Here is a 14816-nt window from a genome sequence, read left to right as displayed (position 1 = left end):
ATCAAATGCCCCCGTTCTTGAAAAACGACCCGCCGCTCCTATTCCATGTAACTTCCACCGTTTACCGGCGTGTACGTGCCTGTCGTGAATTGACTGTCGTCGCTTGCCAAGAACGAAATGACCCCTGCTATGTCCTCGGGTCGAGCCATGCGGCGAAGCGGCGTAAAATTGCTTATCGATTGCTTCATTTCTTCGGGCATAAATGCGGTCGCATCGGTTTCCACCACTCCCGGAGCGACTACGTTGGAAGTGATCCCGAAGGGACCGAATTCACTTGCGATATAGTTCGCGAACGTATCAAGGCCGCCCTTCGCAGTACCATGAGCAATCATGTTAGGGGCGATGTGCTTGCCGGCGCCGGAGGAAACGTATATGATGCGCCCGTATCGTTGTTCGATCATGAAGGGAATAACGGCCTGCGTCATGGCGAACGCCGCCTGCAATTCATCGTTTAATTTTTGGGCAAACTCATCCCATGTCGTTTCAACGAACGGCTTTGTTACAAAAGGAATATTCGCGTTATTCACGACGATATCGATACGTCCGCCGAAAGCTTCTTTCGCTTGCCGGATAAGCTCCGCAACCTGGTTCGCGTCCCGAATATCCGCCCGCACGGGGATGGCCTCGCCGCCGTCTGCTCGGATCGCATTGACCGTTGCTTGGGCCGCATCCTGATTGTTTACGTAATTCACGACGACCTTTGCTCCGCGGCGTGCCAATAATTGCGATGTCGCGCTCCCGATACCGCGTGCGCCTCCGGTTACGATAGCCACTTTACCTTGCAGATTCATTTTCAGCACTCTCCTCTACATGTGCGTTAGCGCTAACTAACATCATTATAAGGATTGCTTAAACATGCTGTCAAGGCGGCCGTTCGCTGCGGTTCGGCTCCCCACAGCCCTTTATTCATTCATGGTATTTTCCGGCAGGTTGGTTTAACACCCATTCCAGAATTTCGATTTGAATTCTGATTTCCTCCGTGTCGAATTGTTTCTGCACGGTTTGGAGTTGAAATAATTTGGCTTTGATCTGATCCTCGGTTCTCATTCTGCTGCTCCTTCTTCGTTGAACTAATCGTACTGCCGACAGGCATTCATTCCCTCAAATCAATGAGATTATAACATGAAATGCGTTGGAATAAATAATCGAATTCGAGTACGATGACAATACTGCATGTCATCCATGTGAATGTCATTTCATAGAGAGGATCTCGCCATCATGAACCGTAAATTCATCGTTTATATCGTGGCGTTCGCCGCATTTCTCGGTCCGTTCACGCAAACCATCTACACGCCGGTGTTGCCCGAGGTGGCCAGTCAATTTCGCACCACTTCGTTCGTCGTCAATCTGACGATTTCCGTGTTCACCTTTTTTCTGGCCATCATGCAGATCGTCTACGGCCCCCTTACCGATTCGAAAGGACGGCGTAAAGTCATCCTGTTCGGAATTACGCTGTATGTGATCGCGTCTCTTGGTTGTTTCTTATCTGCCAATATCGAGCTGCTGCTCGTCTTCCGGGCGCTGCAGGCGATCGGCATCGCCGCCGGATCCGTAGTGGCCGTCACGGTGATCAGCGACTTGTTCGAAGGAAAAGAACGCGGCCAGGCGATGGGAACATTCCAGATGATGGTATCGCTCGGCCCCGTACTGGGACCGGTAATCGGGGGTTTTCTGAGCGGATGGTTTAATTTTCATTCCGTGTTCCTCGCGCTTGCGGCTACAGGTCTGCTCGTGCTGAGCTGCAACTACGCTTTCCTGCGGGAAACAAAGCCCGACGACAGTAAGCCTGCCCGTTTTCAACTGCGGGATTTCGCGGCTATCTTGCGGAACCGCACGGGTTCGTCGGTCATTTTTCTCGGGTTTATCCAGTATTACGTCTTTTATAATTTCCTGGTGTTTCTGCCGGACATCTTGAGCGATCGTTACGGCTTGTCCGCCGAGCAAAAGGGATTGGCATTCCTGCCGATGTCTCTTTGCATCGTGATCGGCAGCTTCTTGGGCGGCAGAATTCAAGCACGGATGGACGGGAAAAAGGTCATCGTGCTGACGACATTTCTAAACGTCGCGTCGGTGTTGTTTTTCCTCGTCTTCTACTCGATCTCGTTGGCTTGGCTGTTGGCCGGCATTATCTGCTTCGGACTATTCCTCGGGCTCTCGCTCCCCGTGCAGACGACGCTGCTGACGGGCGCATTCACGACAAATCGCGCGACCGCCGTCGGGGCTTATAACTTCTTCCGCTATATGGGAATGGCTTGCAGCCCGATCGTGGGCAGTCTATTGTTCCATTTGGGCGGGTATATCCTGTTGTACGGCTTTATCGCAATCGCTTTTCTGGCTTATGCCCTGCTGTTATCGCGTCGTCTCCTTGGTGCGCAAGCAGAAAAGTCGTCCGCTTAATATGAGTGCGTCTTAATAAGCCAGCGAAAACAAGCCGTCGATATGCGCCAAATAGCGCACGTCGCTGGCTTTTTTCATCAAGGACGCCGGCATGCCCTTCAATTTCAGTCCGCTTTCGCCGATCCAGCCGACGCCGTCCTTGCGGCCAAGGCTCGCGAGCGACCCGGAGTTGACAGGCTCGAACGCCATCATTCTGGCGCCTTTGAAGTAAGCGAACAGATTGGCTCCGACGAGCTCGCCCATTTGCCAAGCCAACTGCGCGGTCGGCGGGTACGGACGGCCATCCGGTCCGATGACGACGGCGCTGTCGCCGGCGACGAAGATGTCCGGATGCGAGACGGATTGCAGGAACTCGTTGATCGTTGCGAAGCCGTGATCGACTTCGATGCCGCAGCTCGCTACAAGCGCGTTGCCCTGCACGCCGCCCGCCCAGAGGACGGTGCCCGATTGGATCGTCCGGCCGTCGTTCAGACTGACCGTCGAACCGTTCGCTTCCGTGATCCTGCGTCCCGTCAGGAATTGAACGCCGCGGGCTTCGAGACTCGCGACCGCGCGTCCGATCAGGTCCGCGGAGAAGGTCGAGAGAATGGACGGTTTCGATTCGACGAGGTACAAGGACACATCCGCGAAGTCTACTCCGTGCCTGCGGCAGATATCCGGGAGCTCGTCCGCCAATTCGCCGATAAGTTCGACGCCCGTCAAGCCGCCTCCGCCGATGACGAAGGTCGCGTCGGCTTTGTTTTTCGATTTCGAATAGGCGGCGATTTTTTCGTGGACATGCGCGAATATCCGCTTCGCGTCCGCGGCGGATTTCAGCGCATAGCTATTTTCCCGCAGTCCCGGGATGTCGTGAAAGTTCGTTTCGTTGCCGAGCGCAAGCACGAGCGCGTCGTAAACGTAGGACGTTCCGTCGTCCAGAACGACTTTGCGGGCTTCCGGATCGATCGCGGATACGGTACCGATTTGCAGATTGATGTTTTTCCCTTTGAACAACGTTTCCAGCGGCAGACAAACCGCTTTCTCGGCGATGTTGCCTACTGCCAGTCGATGAAGCTCGGTCACGATTTGGTGCGATTCGTAGCGGTTGATGACCGTAATCGCGGCTTCCTCCTCCGTAAAGTGCTCGCGAGCGGATAGCGCGCCGAGAAGACCGCCGTAACCGGCGCCTAGAATTAAGATCTGCTTGCTCATGTTCCCATCCCCTGATTTTTATTTTCGTCTTTCCCCTAGAATAGCCAGATACGCCCGACCGAAGCGAAGCATCCGTTGAAGCTCCGGATGCTTGAGCAGCCGCAGCATGCCGAACAATCCCATCGAGGTCCGCTCCTGTTCCGCAAGTTGGCGGGCTTCGATAGCGGCCGACGCGTAATGCTTGGCCTTTTCCTCCAACGGCTTTACGACTTCCATGAGGCCGCCAAGCGTATCTTGAACCAGCACGCGGTCGCCTGACGCTTTCTTCGCCAAGTCATAGGTTTTCGTGAGCATGGCCGTCATCTCCGCGAGTTTTGGCAGGTTCGCCGCCATGGCGGTCAATGCCTCTTGCACGTCCGGCTTCAACAGCTGCTCCAGCACGTCCGCCGCGTCTTCTGTCCCCGGTTCCGCTTCCTTTCGATGGGTAGTCTCTACCATTTCAATGCTCCTCTCAAACCTCGTCTCCCCCCGTTTTGGGGAGTCTAACCCACGCACGAAAAGCCCTTATGTGAAAAACTTCACATTATGAGCCGCAGTCTCCTTCCAAACGATTGACAATCCCGAACTCGCTTGAGCCTATTCCCCGTGATTATGAGCCCAGACGGCGCGCGGCAGCGTATAGCCGAATGTATCGAATTCGTGTCTCGTGAATGACGAGCAGTCAAAGTATCTTGTCGTCGACTTGCTCGCACCGAGTTTATAAGGCGTGCCGAGGGTAGTTGTCGCCATAGTCGATCAGCTTGGCAGCGGTCGTCGACGAAAGGGCATTCGCTTTCGGAGCTTGGCTGATTCCGGCTGCCTTGAAGCCGATTGAGGCGCACAGCCCGATGGCGATCATTTTGCTTGCCGCAGGTTTGGTCTTCATTGTGACGATTCACCCTCCATGCATTGAATTTCGTAGCTCCTCAATGAGTGAGTGGAATGTCGAATCGTACAAGGCAACTATAACGAATTAGTGCCTCATCGATCAATGGCCCTTTTTCTATCATCATCATAGCTTTTCGCTATTGATTCTGATCCTTGCGGTCATTACTTAAGCGGAACATGGAACCGTCAATCGCATCGACTTATACAGCCCCTCGCCGATTCCGGATGAAGCGCAGATTCCACCGGAGGAACAGGATCCCGAAGAAATAGACGGGAAGCGAATAGTAGCGGGACCACTCCCTAAGCGCCAAGTAATGCTCATGTATGGTAACCCATTCGAAGACCATGGCGAACGCGGTCCAGACCAGACAATAGACGGCGAACGCCCCCCTTCGTTGCGGCATGAAGTTCAGGATGATGACCCCGATCGCGCTCGGGTAGAGGCATTGGATGACCACGACCTGCCATTGAATGCCGGGGCCGCCTTGATCGTACAGATTCAAGTACAGGTCAAGGAATTGATCGCAAAGGCGCGTAACGAACGCCACCGCTATCCAGGTCACGTAAATTTCCAGACGGTTCAACCGCTTCGGCATGCATGCGACGAATAAGCAGGCGACCGCGGATGCAATATACATGAATGTCATAGGATTTTCGCCTCATTCGAAACTTTTAATACTTCTGTCTAGTTTGCGTTCTTGAATGCCAATTCATTCGATCTGCAAGAACTCCGCAACCGCTTTGACCGCAATCGATATCGAACCTATGCCCGCAAACATTCCGCTACAAGAAAAAAGCCGCAACAAGGCGACTTTTTTGCTTCGTTATTCTTATCGCAGGATTCACCCGTCGACGGCATTTTCGAGCTTTTCCATTAAACGCCGGGCGTTTGACCGCCGTCGATGACGATCTCCGTGCCCGTGATCGAAGGTACGCGGTCCGATACGAGCAGCAGTGCCATGGCAGCAATTTCAGCCGGATCCACCATACGTCCGAGCGGGATGTCCGCGCTCATGCTCGACGTTTGGGCATGAACGTCGATCCCTTTCTCGTCCGCTTGCCGCCGGGCGAACCTTACGGCCCGTTCGGTTCCCGTGGCTCCGGGCGAAATCGCGTTGATTCTGACATTCGATGCCGCCAACTCGCCGGAAATGCCTTTCGTAAAATTCAACAAAGCCGCATTCGAGGTACTGCCGGGGAGGTAACCGGGGGATGGCGTTCGTCCGGCAATGCCGACGATGTTCACGATGCGGCCGTCTCGTTGCTTGATCATATGAGGCGCCGCTTCCTTCACCATCCTCATGTAACCGAGAAGCTTTACCTGCCACGTCTCCAAAAACGCTTCTTCGGGTAACTCGAAAAACGGACCGAATTGCGCGTTCCCCGCGTTATTGATCAAAATATCGATACGGCCGTGGTGCTCGATCGCCGCGTCGACCGCATGCCGCGCGGTTTCCGGCTTATGCATGTCGCCCGATACGAGCGTGATTCGTGCCGATTCTCCTCCGGAGCCCTCTGCTCGAATCGTAGCTGCCGCCCGATCCAAGCGCTCCTGATCCCGTCCCACCATAACCAGCGAGACGCCTTCTTCATATAAGGCCTTTGCGCAAGCAAGTCCAATCCCCGCGCTGGCTCCCGTAACGATTGCAGTTTTTCCCTGAAGTCCCAGATTCATCCGGCATCTTCCCTTTCTTCTCGGCAGTTCGCGCCGCAATATGCATGTTGATGTATTGTTGCACATCTGTGTATTATTATAGAGAAAACTACCGATTCTTCAATGGCCGACTGATGACGCTTCATGCATTAATGCTCAAATCGCGCGACATTGCGCGAGTTATTGAGAAGGTTGGAGGATAATATGACCAAGGTCGACCGAAGGATACTCAAATCGCAAGATGCCATAAAAGCCGCGCTTATCGAATTGATGTCTACGAAAAATTTCGATCGGATCACCATTCAAGATCTTTCCGACAGGGCGAATGTGGGTCGAAGAACGGTTTACCTTCATTATCAGGATAAATACGATCTCCTGGATCAACTCGTCAAGGAACATATGGACGAATTAAGGGGCATTTGCGAATCCGCATCCGAGCTGAGCTTCGCCGAAGGCAGCCTCGTTTGGTTCGACTATTTTAAGCGAAATGAAGCCTTTTTTTCGGCGATGCTGCAAAGTAAAGAAGCCACGTCCTTTCGTGTCCGCTTCTTTGACTACGTGGTCGAACGATTAAAGCATTACGTTGACGTAACGACGGGAGTAAACGATGGTTTGAGCGAGGATGTCATTTTGCATTTTTTTGGTACCGCCATCGTGGGGATCGTCGAATCGTGGTTTACACGGAAATTATCGGACCCCCTTCATATTGTGGCGGGACAAGTGGGGCTTTTATTAGACCGGAATCTGTAGCGGTCGGGGACGATGATACATCTAACACGGCCAAGTAGGTCGTGAGTTGCTTGGCGAAATATCAATAACAATATCTCTTGACTGTTCGACCAAACAGTATTATTATAGTCCTATAAACAACTGACTGTTCAACCAAACAGTCAAAGGAGTGCATAACATGGATAAAGAGCAATCGGTTAACCAAGACGAACGGAAGAGCGCCATCATGCTTGCAGCCTTTAACCTATTCGGCCAAGTCGGCTACCCCAAAGCGACCATGAAAGAAATCGCCGCCAGAGCCGGCGTCGCGCAAGGGCTGATCGGCTATCATTTCGGCACGAAGGAAACGCTGCTGGTCGAAGTGGTCCGGGAATGGATGATCAACCGGGGGATGAAGGCGGCTTTTGCCAGGCTGGACCTTCAGGTCTCGCCCGATGAAATCCTTCGTCAGGTCTTGCTCCACGTGGTCGAATTCCGCAAGGAAAATCCGGAGTGGTTCACGCTGCTGATCAGCCTCTGGACGGAAAGCGTGAACAACGAGAAGCTCGCGGCGGAGCTGCTGGCCATTTACAAGGAAATGAAGGCGGGCATCATGATTGTCGTCGACCGACTGGGGCTTCAGCTGGACACGAGCGGGAAGGAAATGCTCGCGGCGCTAATACAGGCCGTATTCGACGGATTAACGCTGCAGGCCCCTGCCCTGCTGTCCGATCAACCCCTCTCATATGAACAGGTGTCGCGCGGAATCGGCTGGATGCTGGCTGGAATTCGAACCGCAGACCGGGAAAAAGGAGAATAAAACGATGAACAAAAAGCTGATTAGACTCGAAGGTTTGGTCGTTCTGTCGCTTGGTACTTATTTGTATTTTTCCAGCGGCTTCGGATGGGTTGCTTTCCTGCTGCTCCTGCTGCTTCCGGACGCGTTCATGATCGGATATGCCGTAAGCGTCAAGGTCGGCGCTTACCTTTACAATTTCGCCCATACGCTTTCCGTGCCTTTGGTGGTGCTGCTGGCGGGGTTTATCTTCAAGGCTGACTTTCTCATGATGATCGGCTTGATATGGACCGCTCATATCGGGATGGACCGGATGATGGGCTACGGGCTGAAGTATGCCACCGATTTCAAGGATACGCATATTCAGCGATTGTAAAAACGGCAACCCATCCGGCTGCCGTCTAAGTTTCATTATACGATTGCTTCTCTCAGATAAGTTCCAAAATCGGCTACGGAAGTAAATAAGCGATCGGGTTGAAGCGACTTCAGCAATGCCGGATCGGCGGTTTCGGCCCATGCGGCGGCAACGATGGCCACTCCGGCTTCCCTGGCTGCTTGAATGTCGCTTGGCGCATCGCCGATGTACACGCAATCCCGAGGCGCCACTTCCAATTGCTTGATCACTTCCTTGATTCCCTGCACTTTTCTCGGTCCTTGCGGCGAGCCGGTTTCGATGACCCGAAAATAGGATTCGATCCCGAAGCGGGCTAACGTAATGACCGTGCTTCGTTCCCCTTTTCCGGTCACCAGCGCCATCGGCACGCCCTTGCTACGGGCGAAAGCCAACAATTCCGTCATTCCTTCGAACGGCGTTTCGCACATGGCATGCATCTCGAGGTAATGACGGAGGTAATCCGCGATTCCTTGTTCATAGTGTTCCGGAATCAACGCCTGCACCGTTCCCTCTTCCGAGGGACCGAATGTCGCGATGATTTCCGCATCGCCGAGCGAGCGGCCTGCCAACGGTTCAATGGCTTTCTTGAATGCTGCGATGCAAAGCGGCAACGTATTCCCCAGCGTTCCGTCCAAATCAAAGATGAGACACTTCATATTCTCCCATTCTCCTTTTCCGATTGTTGCGCCGACGATTCTCTCTCCAGCGATCCGAGTAACCATGCTTGTTTCCTGCGAGCCATGCACATTCATGTTAACGTACGGCATGCATACCCTGTCAACCGCCATAATGCTCAAAAAAAAATAAACCGATACCCAGCCGATTCTTGATCGGCATAGGCATCGGTATGATCGCGGTTCAGGCCGTGGTACGATGCCCGACTACCGATAATTTATTTCCAACACCTGCATCGTGGTCGTAATGACGGCTTCCAATTCATCGCGGCTCGCCCCGTTTGCGGCTTGTATCGACATCCCCGCCGCCACGGTCATGATGAATCGCGTGAGCTTGGCCAGATCGACGCGCTCAGGCAATTCTCCGCTGCTTCTGGCTTGTTCCAGGCGAAGCTTCAGGGCTTGCTCGGCGTTGATGCGCCTGGCGGTCAACTCTTGTCTGACCGGCTCCGATTCCTCTGCGCATGCGATCGCGCCTCGAATCGTTAGGCATCCCGGCGGGTTTATCGGATTCGTCGTCAGATCCGCAACGGCCCCGAGGTATTTTTCGATGACTTTTCTGGCTGTCGGTTGCGTCAAGGCAGCCCCTGTTTCCCGGGAGGGACCATCGAAATAGAAATCAAGCACCTTGAAAAACAAGCGCTCCTTGCTTTCGAACGTCGCGTAGAAGCTCGATTTGTTAATCTTCATCGCTTCGGTCAAATCGGACAACGAAGTCCCTTCGTATCCTTTGCGCCAGAATAGTTCCAAGGCACTATGGAGTGCAAGCTCGATGTCAAAGGCGCGAGGACGTCCAAGTGCCATATCAAAATCCCCTTCGCTCAAGAGTAGTGTATGGTCTTTATACTACCCGCGCACGAGATGAAGTCAAGTTTATGTTAGCCCGATGTTGCAGCGGTCGTTAAATATTTACCCCGCCGTCAACGTTAATGGATGCCCCGGTAATGAAACTTGCCTCCGGCGAAGCCAGATACGCGACCATGCTCGCGATTTCGGAAGCTTTACCGTAGCGGCCAAGGGCGATCGATCCGCTCACGATAGGCGCGTACGGTCCGTCCGCCGGATTCATGTCCGTATCGGTCGGACCTGGCTGTACGTTATTGATCGTGATGCCTTTAGGAGCCAAGTCCCGGGCAAGCGCCCGTGTCAATCCTGCCACGGCAGCTTTAGTCGAGACATATAAACTGGCTCCCGCAAAGGGGTTGTTATCGGCGGCGTTGCTTCCAATGTTGATGATGCGGCCCCCTTCTTTCATTTGCGGGCCGGCTGCTTGAATCGCCGCGAATACGGCTCTGAAATTTACCGCGATCATCCGATCGAATTCTTCGATCGTAAATTCATCATACGGCTTGAGATTCGCGATGCCCGCATTATTCACCAATATATCTACGCCGCCAAATACGTTGACAGTCTCCGCCACGGCCCTTTTCACTGCTTCCGCATCCGCGCTGTCGGCGCGTAACGCCAGCGCACGGCCGCCGGAGGCTTCGATTTCGTTTACCAGTTCCTCCGCTTGGGTTTGCGAACTCACATATGTGAAAGCAACGGATGCGCCTTCGTTTGCCAGCCGTTTTACGATTGCCGCGCCGATACTGCGGGCTCCGCCCGTTACGATTGCAGTTTTGCCGAATAGCGGCTTTGATACAGTTGTCATGTTAAACAACTCCTATTTTTTATTTATGGACCAATCGGTTCATAAGTAAAATATAGAGTAGTTCCGTTTATTTTGTCAAGAACAACCGTGCAAGACCCAAAATCCTTTGGCCGGCGGCCGGAGGGCGAAACGGATATCGCATCCCTAATAAAAAACAGAGGCGGAACGCTCCGCCTCTGTTTTGGTATTTTCGTGATCGTCTCTTCTACATGATCGCGTCCGATGCGCGCCGATCACAAAGCTCTTAGATAATCGTAACGTTCGACAAATTGGCTCCGATGCCTTTGAGCGCGGCATAGGTCAGCTTATCCATCGCGGCGCCGTCGAACGCGATCGTCTTGATGGTGCGGTAATATTTATTCGTCAAGGAAAAGAACGGAATGAACGATACGTTTTTGAGCGTTGCGCCCCTGAACGAAGCTTCGCTCAACGCCGATTTGTCGAATTTAACGCCATTAAAGAACTGCCCGTCGAAACGCTGCCCGCTCAGGTCGGAGCTTTCGAAGTTCACGCCGGTAAAGAAACATTCTTCGAAGATCGTTTTTCTGAGGTCCATCTTATTATACGTAACGTCGGTCAGTTTGACGCCTTTGAATGTCGCGCCGTCCAGTCCCGTTATGCTGAAGTTCGTGCGGACAAGCAGCGATTGATTGAAGCTCGCATTGGCGAGGTCGACGGCCGACAGGATGCAGTCGGTCAGATTGGCGCCGTCGAAGTTCGCTTCGCGCATGTCGCTGCTCTTGAACGAGCTTCCGGTCAAGTCCGCTCCCGAGAAATCCGAGCCGTGCAGCGCGCTGGCATTGAATTGTCCTTTATGCGCGGTCACGCCCGCAAAGTCGCTCTGCGTCAGGTTGCTCGCGCTGAAGTTGGTCAGCACCTGGCGCTCCAGCGAACGGGAGAGATTGGCGACCTCCATGATCGTTTGTTCGATGTCGCCGATGCTCGCGATGGTCATCGTAAACGCGGTCTCGTCGTCCTTGCCCTCGGCTTTCAATTCACGGTAACGCTCCTGCAGATCGGAGAGCAAGTCGGCTTTCAATTCGGTGACGCTTTTCACGCCGTCGTAAGGCGTGAAGACACCGTTCAAATAGTTCGTCAATTTCGGATTCATCTCTCAACGCATCCCCTTATAATAAATTATCCAACACGCGCTGTGCGTACGCCCAATTGCTCTTGTTGCGGGCATATGTATCCTTGCCCTTCTCGGTGATCCGGAAATACTTGCGCCGTCCGCCCTGCGATTCGTCGCCCCAATACCACTCGATATCGCCGTCCGTCTCAAGCCGCCTGACGCTGGAGTACATCGTGGCTTCCTTTAACTCGTACTCGCCGCCCGATCGCTCCGCGATCAGCTTGACGATCTCGTATCCGTAGCGGTCCGCTTCGGACAAGAGCCGTAAAATCATCGTATCCGTATGTCCGCGCAGCAGGTCCGATGTGATTTTGTTCTCGCTCATTTCATTACCCCCATAACCGAATAATACGATATATTACCTTGACTGTCAAGGTAGTTGATAATAATAAATAATTCCCTGAATTTCTGCCCTTTATACCGTATCCCTAAAAAGAAAAAACCTTGATCGGCACGATGCCAATCAAGGTTTGATTAACGGTTGTTACTTCCAATATCGCGCGCCGAAAGCGTCGCGTCCGGACGTAATCCGTTCTTCTTTATACGCTTCGGGGTTCTTGCGGTGAAAATTCTGGTGATATTCCTCCGCCGGGAAGAAATCGACCGCGGGCTTTATTTCCGTTACGATCGGTTTGTCGAACCGTCCGCTCTTCTCAAGCGCTTCTTTGGACCGTAGAGCAAGGCGAAGCTGCTCTTCGTTGTGATAAAAAATAGCAGTGCGATATTGGCTGCCGCGGTCGATATACTGTCCTTCGTCATCGGTAGGATCAATCTGCGGCCAGTAGAGTTCAAGCAATTTCTCGTAAGGAAACACAGCCGGGTCGAACGTGATCTGGACCACTTCCATATGACCGGTTGTTCCGGTCTTCACTTGTTCATAAGTGGGGGCGGCAATTGTTCCGCCCATATAACCGGAGATAATCCCATGTATGCCCGGTTGTTCTTCGAAAGGGCTCACCATGCACCAAAAGCAGCCGCCGGCGAATGTTGCTTTTTCCATCGCGTACTCTCCTCGATTCGTCAAAACTAATTATCAACAAGATCATCTATTATAACTCTTATTCTGCCGAAAATAAACGATAAGCGTACCGAAGGGCCGGTCCCTGGGCGAAACATAGCATTCTCCTCCGGAACGCCGGAACGCTAGCAATCCTTCAATGGAATCGAAAATTCAACGTAAAACGGATGAGCCGATTCATTCAAGCAAAGCGCGATGCGATCTTTGAAATTTCCCCAAGTGACCATCTCCAGCGCAGCGTCGATCGGGAAAAATCCGACTTCCAACGATTCCGGCGTCGTCGTTAATTCTCCTCCGACCGGTCGGCCCAGAAATAACGTGTTGCAAATGCTGCTGCCTACATTTTGAAAAATGCCGCAAAACTTGGTCACTTCGATGTCGATGCCGCTCTCTTCCTTCGTCTCTCGAATCGCGGCATCCTTCAAAGACTCCCCCTCTTCGACCTGCCCGCCCGGCATCTCCCAACCTCGTTTTGGTCCTTTTATCAATAAGAGTTCGTTACGGTCATTGACAACAATGGTTGCCGCGGAAACGATATGCTTCGGAGCCACTTCATCGCCCTCCTGCTATTCAATGGTTACGAACGGGATGATCAACAAGCAACCGCGGCCGTCCGCTCGGCGATTACATCGTCATCGCGTGGCCGTATCGGTCCAAATACGCTTCTTTCTCCTTGTAGTCCGGCATGACGCTTCCGACGCGTCTCCAGAATGACCGGTCATGGTTCATATGCGTCAGATGACACAATTCATGAATGATGACATAATCGATCACCTCGACCGGAGCCATGGCCAACAGGTAATTGAAGGTCAGCGCCTTATTCGAGCTGCAGCTGCCCCATTTCGTGCGGGATTCGACGATATCGATCGATTTGGGCTTCACCTTCAACATCTGCTGATATTTCTCGATCCGTTCAAGAACGACCTGCTTGCAGCTGGCGAAATAAAACTTTTTCAGCTTCAGCCTGAGCTCGTCCTCGTTCAGACCCTCGGTGCCGATCAACTCGTGCAGCAAGCAATAGCGGCCCAAGTGAAGGAATTTCCCCTGATCCTGATATTCCCTCAGCTGCGCGTCCGCGCGGCCCTTCTCGATCGCGTTGAGCCGTCCCGCAAGCCAAGCGCCCTGCTTCTCCACCGCGCGCAGGATGGATTGTTCGCTTGCGCCGTTCGGCGCTTTCACGGTAACGAAGCCCGTTGGCTCGACCTGAATCGAAAGCTTGCTCCAGGGTCCGTAGGCTACGTGAAAGGCGATCTCGCGCTGTCCATATTCAACCTTCATCAACGTAACGGTCTATCCTTTCTGCCTCGGGGATTGAATTCCATTATACCCGATTCGCCGGGCCGGGGTCGAACGCCCCCAACAAAAAAAGCCTGATTCTCATCAGGCTCTCACGGATAATGATGTCGCAGTCACGCTGTCTCCCGCCTGTCCGCGTTACTCCTTCACGGCGCCAAGCATGATACCGGAGACGAAGTAACGCTGCAGGAACGGATAGACCACCAGCATCGGCACCATCGCAATAAATACCTTGGCCGAATTCAGCGTCCGGTTCGACAGCTCCGAGAGCTTCTTGTACTGCTCGGGGGTCAGGCTGGTGCCGACCGGGATATTGACGACCAGCTGCTGGATATAGGTTTGGAGCGGGTATTTATCGGCGGTATTCATCAGCACCAAGCCGTTGAAGAACTCGTTCCAATGATACACGCTGAGAAACAACGCCACCGCGGCCAGCACGGGGATGGAGCACGGGATATACACCCGGAACAAGATCGACCAAGGACCGGCCCCGTCGACGACGGCCGCCTCGTTCAGCTCCTTCGGCAGATTGCGGAAGAAGTTCATGATCAGGATCACGTCGAATACCGGTACGCCTCCGCCAAGCACCAACGCCCAGATCGTATTGATCAGGTGATAGTTTTGTATCGTGAGGTACCACGGGATGAGTCCGCCGTTGAACAGCATGCAGAAGACCAGGATCCACATGAACGTGTTCCGCGTTTTGAAATCCTTCTTCGGCCTGGCCAGCGGGTAAGCCATCAATACCGTCATCAGAAGCGAGAACGACGTGCCGAGCACGGTACGCTGGATGGAAATCCAGAACGCGTTGAAGAATCGCCCATCGTTGATGATCTCCTTATACGGCGTCAGCGAGAAGCCGATAGGATATATCGTCACCAAGCCTGAGTTGGCGGCGGCCTTGTCGGAGATCGATACGCAGAACGTGTACCATAACGGATAGATGCAGCTGACAACCAGGAGGCCTAGGACGATGATATTGGCGATCTCGAATGTCCGCGAGCCTAACGTCGTATTTCTGACCAATGCAAGGCC

21 protein-coding genes are annotated in these 14816 nt (G+C 53.3%); 4 read left to right on the top strand and 17 right to left on the bottom strand.

What is annotated here, in order from left to right; translation table 11 throughout:
• Positions 1–38 precede the first annotated feature (38 nt).
• Both AC50YL_RS20090 and AC50YL_RS20085 read right to left on the bottom strand, forming a co-directional pair.
• On the bottom strand, positions 39–791 hold the full coding sequence (locus AC50YL_RS20090; RefSeq protein WP_494834217.1) for an SDR family NAD(P)-dependent oxidoreductase: 753 nt from the start codon (positions 789–791) through the stop codon (positions 39–41).
• Positions 792–906: 115 nt separating this feature from the next.
• Positions 907–1047 (bottom strand): hypothetical protein, encoded by a 141-nt coding sequence (locus tag AC50YL_RS20085; RefSeq protein ID WP_494834216.1) that lies wholly within the window; start codon positions 1045–1047, stop codon positions 907–909.
• A gap of 171 nt (positions 1048–1218) precedes the next feature.
• On the opposite strand from AC50YL_RS20085, the gene AC50YL_RS20080 reads away from it, so the two are divergent.
• Entirely contained in the window at positions 1219–2397 is a 1179-nt protein-coding gene (locus AC50YL_RS20080; RefSeq protein ID WP_494834215.1) for an MFS transporter, read from the top strand.
• A 12-nt stretch (positions 2398–2409) separates the two neighbouring features.
• Here the strand turns inward: AC50YL_RS20080 and AC50YL_RS20075 are convergent, their stop codons facing one another.
• The 6 genes from AC50YL_RS20075 to AC50YL_RS20050 all read right to left on the bottom strand — a co-directional run bounded on the left by AC50YL_RS20075 (position 2410) and on the right by AC50YL_RS20050 (position 6130).
• Positions 2410–3588, bottom strand: coding sequence for an NAD(P)/FAD-dependent oxidoreductase (locus tag AC50YL_RS20075; protein ID WP_494834214.1), 1179 nt, complete (start codon positions 3586–3588; stop codon positions 2410–2412).
• Between the two features lie 18 nt (positions 3589–3606).
• Positions 3607–4026 carry a helical membrane plugin domain-containing protein gene (locus tag AC50YL_RS20070; RefSeq protein ID WP_494834212.1) on the bottom strand — a complete coding sequence of 140 codons (420 nt, stop codon included), beginning with the start codon at positions 4024–4026 and terminating at the stop codon, positions 3607–3609.
• A 138-nt stretch (positions 4027–4164) separates the two neighbouring features.
• Positions 4165–4317 carry an NlpC/P60 family protein gene (locus AC50YL_RS20065; protein WP_494834210.1) on the bottom strand — a complete coding sequence of 51 codons (153 nt, stop codon included), beginning with the start codon at positions 4315–4317 and terminating at the stop codon, positions 4165–4167.
• Positions 4286–4453, bottom strand: a complete 168-nt coding sequence (locus AC50YL_RS20060; protein ID WP_494834209.1) for a hypothetical protein — start codon at positions 4451–4453, stop codon at positions 4286–4288. Before AC50YL_RS20060 ends, AC50YL_RS20065 begins: the two co-directional genes overlap by 32 nt.
• Before the next feature lie 202 nt (positions 4454–4655).
• A complete protein-coding gene (locus AC50YL_RS20055) occupies positions 4656–5102 on the bottom strand; it encodes a hypothetical protein (protein WP_494834207.1) in 447 nt (148 codons plus the stop codon).
• Between the two features lie 227 nt (positions 5103–5329).
• The gene (locus tag AC50YL_RS20050) at positions 5330–6130 is read right to left on the bottom strand and encodes an SDR family oxidoreductase (protein ID WP_494834205.1); all 801 of its coding nucleotides are present in this window, start codon (positions 6128–6130) and stop codon (positions 5330–5332) included.
• Positions 6131–6313: 183 nt separating this feature from the next.
• Here AC50YL_RS20050 and AC50YL_RS20045 point away from each other — a divergent pair, with 183 nt between their 5' ends.
• The 3 genes from AC50YL_RS20045 to AC50YL_RS20035 all read left to right on the top strand — a co-directional run bounded on the left by AC50YL_RS20045 (position 6314) and on the right by AC50YL_RS20035 (position 7989).
• The gene (locus tag AC50YL_RS20045) at positions 6314–6859 is read left to right on the top strand and encodes a TetR/AcrR family transcriptional regulator (RefSeq protein ID WP_494834203.1); all 546 of its coding nucleotides are present in this window, start codon (positions 6314–6316) and stop codon (positions 6857–6859) included.
• A 157-nt stretch (positions 6860–7016) separates the two neighbouring features.
• Entirely contained in the window at positions 7017–7637 is a 621-nt protein-coding gene (locus tag AC50YL_RS20040; protein WP_494834201.1) for a TetR/AcrR family transcriptional regulator, read from the top strand.
• A gap of 4 nt (positions 7638–7641) precedes the next feature.
• Entirely contained in the window at positions 7642–7989 is a 348-nt protein-coding gene (locus AC50YL_RS20035) for a DUF4260 domain-containing protein (protein ID WP_494834200.1), read from the top strand.
• A 35-nt stretch (positions 7990–8024) separates the two neighbouring features.
• Here AC50YL_RS20035 and AC50YL_RS20030 read toward each other — a convergent pair whose 3' ends face one another.
• The 9 genes from AC50YL_RS20030 to AC50YL_RS19990 form a co-directional block, all read right to left on the bottom strand.
• Positions 8025–8663: an HAD family hydrolase gene (locus tag AC50YL_RS20030; protein WP_494834199.1), complete on the bottom strand. Its 639-nt coding sequence runs from the start codon at positions 8661–8663 to the stop codon at positions 8025–8027.
• A 225-nt stretch (positions 8664–8888) separates the two neighbouring features.
• Positions 8889–9485, bottom strand: a complete 597-nt coding sequence (locus AC50YL_RS20025) for a TetR/AcrR family transcriptional regulator (protein ID WP_494834198.1) — start codon at positions 9483–9485, stop codon at positions 8889–8891.
• Positions 9486–9582: 97 nt separating this feature from the next.
• Positions 9583–10335 (bottom strand): 3-oxoacyl-ACP reductase family protein, encoded by a 753-nt coding sequence (locus AC50YL_RS20020; protein ID WP_494834197.1) that lies wholly within the window; start codon positions 10333–10335, stop codon positions 9583–9585.
• Positions 10336–10579: 244 nt separating this feature from the next.
• Positions 10580–11446 carry a pentapeptide repeat-containing protein gene (locus tag AC50YL_RS20015; RefSeq protein ID WP_494834196.1) on the bottom strand — a complete coding sequence of 289 codons (867 nt, stop codon included), beginning with the start codon at positions 11444–11446 and terminating at the stop codon, positions 10580–10582.
• A gap of 16 nt (positions 11447–11462) precedes the next feature.
• Positions 11463–11792, bottom strand: a complete 330-nt coding sequence (locus tag AC50YL_RS20010; RefSeq protein ID WP_494834195.1) for a PadR family transcriptional regulator — start codon at positions 11790–11792, stop codon at positions 11463–11465.
• A 159-nt stretch (positions 11793–11951) separates the two neighbouring features.
• A complete protein-coding gene (msrA, locus tag AC50YL_RS20005) occupies positions 11952–12467 on the bottom strand; it encodes a peptide-methionine (S)-S-oxide reductase MsrA (RefSeq protein ID WP_494834193.1) in 516 nt (171 codons plus the stop codon).
• Positions 12468–12610: 143 nt separating this feature from the next.
• Positions 12611–13036: an NUDIX hydrolase gene (locus tag AC50YL_RS20000; protein ID WP_494834191.1), complete on the bottom strand. Its 426-nt coding sequence runs from the start codon at positions 13034–13036 to the stop codon at positions 12611–12613.
• A 73-nt stretch (positions 13037–13109) separates the two neighbouring features.
• Positions 13110–13763: a M48 family metallopeptidase gene (locus AC50YL_RS19995; RefSeq protein WP_494834461.1), complete on the bottom strand. Its 654-nt coding sequence runs from the start codon at positions 13761–13763 to the stop codon at positions 13110–13112.
• Positions 13764–13919: 156 nt separating this feature from the next.
• Positions 13920–14807, bottom strand: a complete 888-nt coding sequence (locus AC50YL_RS19990) for a carbohydrate ABC transporter permease (RefSeq protein WP_494834189.1) — start codon at positions 14805–14807, stop codon at positions 13920–13922.
• Positions 14808–14816 lie beyond the last annotated feature (9 nt).

This window comes from Paenibacillus sp. J22P277 (genome assembly GCF_059383675.1).
The sequence above is the reverse complement of the archived record's forward strand: the minus strand, read 5'-3'. Positions and strand labels throughout refer to the sequence as shown.

What these genes read in the sequence shown, in the direction of transcription:
- AC50YL_RS20055 (WP_494834207.1), bottom strand. Translation starts at nt 5,102, where the DNA reads ATGACATTCATGTATATTGCATCCGCGGTCGCCTGCTTATTCGTCGCA.
- AC50YL_RS20085 (WP_494834216.1), bottom strand. Translation starts at nt 1,047, where the DNA reads ATGAGAACCGAGGATCAGATCAAAGCCAAATTATTTCAACTCCAAACC.
- AC50YL_RS20050 (WP_494834205.1), bottom strand. Translation starts at nt 6,130, where the DNA reads ATGAATCTGGGACTTCAGGGAAAAACTGCAATCGTTACGGGAGCCAGC.
- AC50YL_RS20010 (WP_494834195.1), bottom strand. Translation starts at nt 11,792, where the DNA reads ATGAGCGAGAACAAAATCACATCGGACCTGCTGCGCGGACATACGGAT.
- AC50YL_RS20045 (WP_494834203.1), top strand. Translation starts at nt 6,314, where the DNA reads ATGACCAAGGTCGACCGAAGGATACTCAAATCGCAAGATGCCATAAAA.
- AC50YL_RS20060 (WP_494834209.1), bottom strand. Translation starts at nt 4,453, where the DNA reads ATGAAGACCAAACCTGCGGCAAGCAAAATGATCGCCATCGGGCTGTGC.
- AC50YL_RS20025 (WP_494834198.1), bottom strand. Translation starts at nt 9,485, where the DNA reads ATGGCACTTGGACGTCCTCGCGCCTTTGACATCGAGCTTGCACTCCAT.
- AC50YL_RS20015 (WP_494834196.1), bottom strand. Translation starts at nt 11,446, where the DNA reads ATGAATCCGAAATTGACGAACTATTTGAACGGTGTCTTCACGCCTTAC.
- AC50YL_RS20070 (WP_494834212.1), bottom strand. Translation starts at nt 4,026, where the DNA reads ATGGTAGAGACTACCCATCGAAAGGAAGCGGAACCGGGGACAGAAGAC.
- AC50YL_RS19995 (WP_494834461.1), bottom strand. Translation starts at nt 13,763, where the DNA reads ATGAAGGTTGAATATGGACAGCGCGAGATCGCCTTTCACGTAGCCTAC.
- AC50YL_RS20075 (WP_494834214.1), bottom strand. Translation starts at nt 3,588, where the DNA reads ATGAGCAAGCAGATCTTAATTCTAGGCGCCGGTTACGGCGGTCTTCTC.
- msrA (WP_494834193.1), bottom strand. Translation starts at nt 12,467, where the DNA reads ATGGAAAAAGCAACATTCGCCGGCGGCTGCTTTTGGTGCATGGTGAGC.
- AC50YL_RS20035 (WP_494834200.1), top strand. Translation starts at nt 7,642, where the DNA reads ATGAACAAAAAGCTGATTAGACTCGAAGGTTTGGTCGTTCTGTCGCTT.
- AC50YL_RS20080 (WP_494834215.1), top strand. Translation starts at nt 1,219, where the DNA reads ATGAACCGTAAATTCATCGTTTATATCGTGGCGTTCGCCGCATTTCTC.
- AC50YL_RS20090 (WP_494834217.1), bottom strand. Translation starts at nt 791, where the DNA reads ATGAATCTGCAAGGTAAAGTGGCTATCGTAACCGGAGGCGCACGCGGT.
- AC50YL_RS20030 (WP_494834199.1), bottom strand. Translation starts at nt 8,663, where the DNA reads ATGAAGTGTCTCATCTTTGATTTGGACGGAACGCTGGGGAATACGTTG.
- AC50YL_RS20020 (WP_494834197.1), bottom strand. Translation starts at nt 10,335, where the DNA reads ATGACAACTGTATCAAAGCCGCTATTCGGCAAAACTGCAATCGTAACG.
- AC50YL_RS20065 (WP_494834210.1), bottom strand. Translation starts at nt 4,317, where the DNA reads ATGGCGACAACTACCCTCGGCACGCCTTATAAACTCGGTGCGAGCAAG.
- AC50YL_RS20040 (WP_494834201.1), top strand. Translation starts at nt 7,017, where the DNA reads ATGGATAAAGAGCAATCGGTTAACCAAGACGAACGGAAGAGCGCCATC.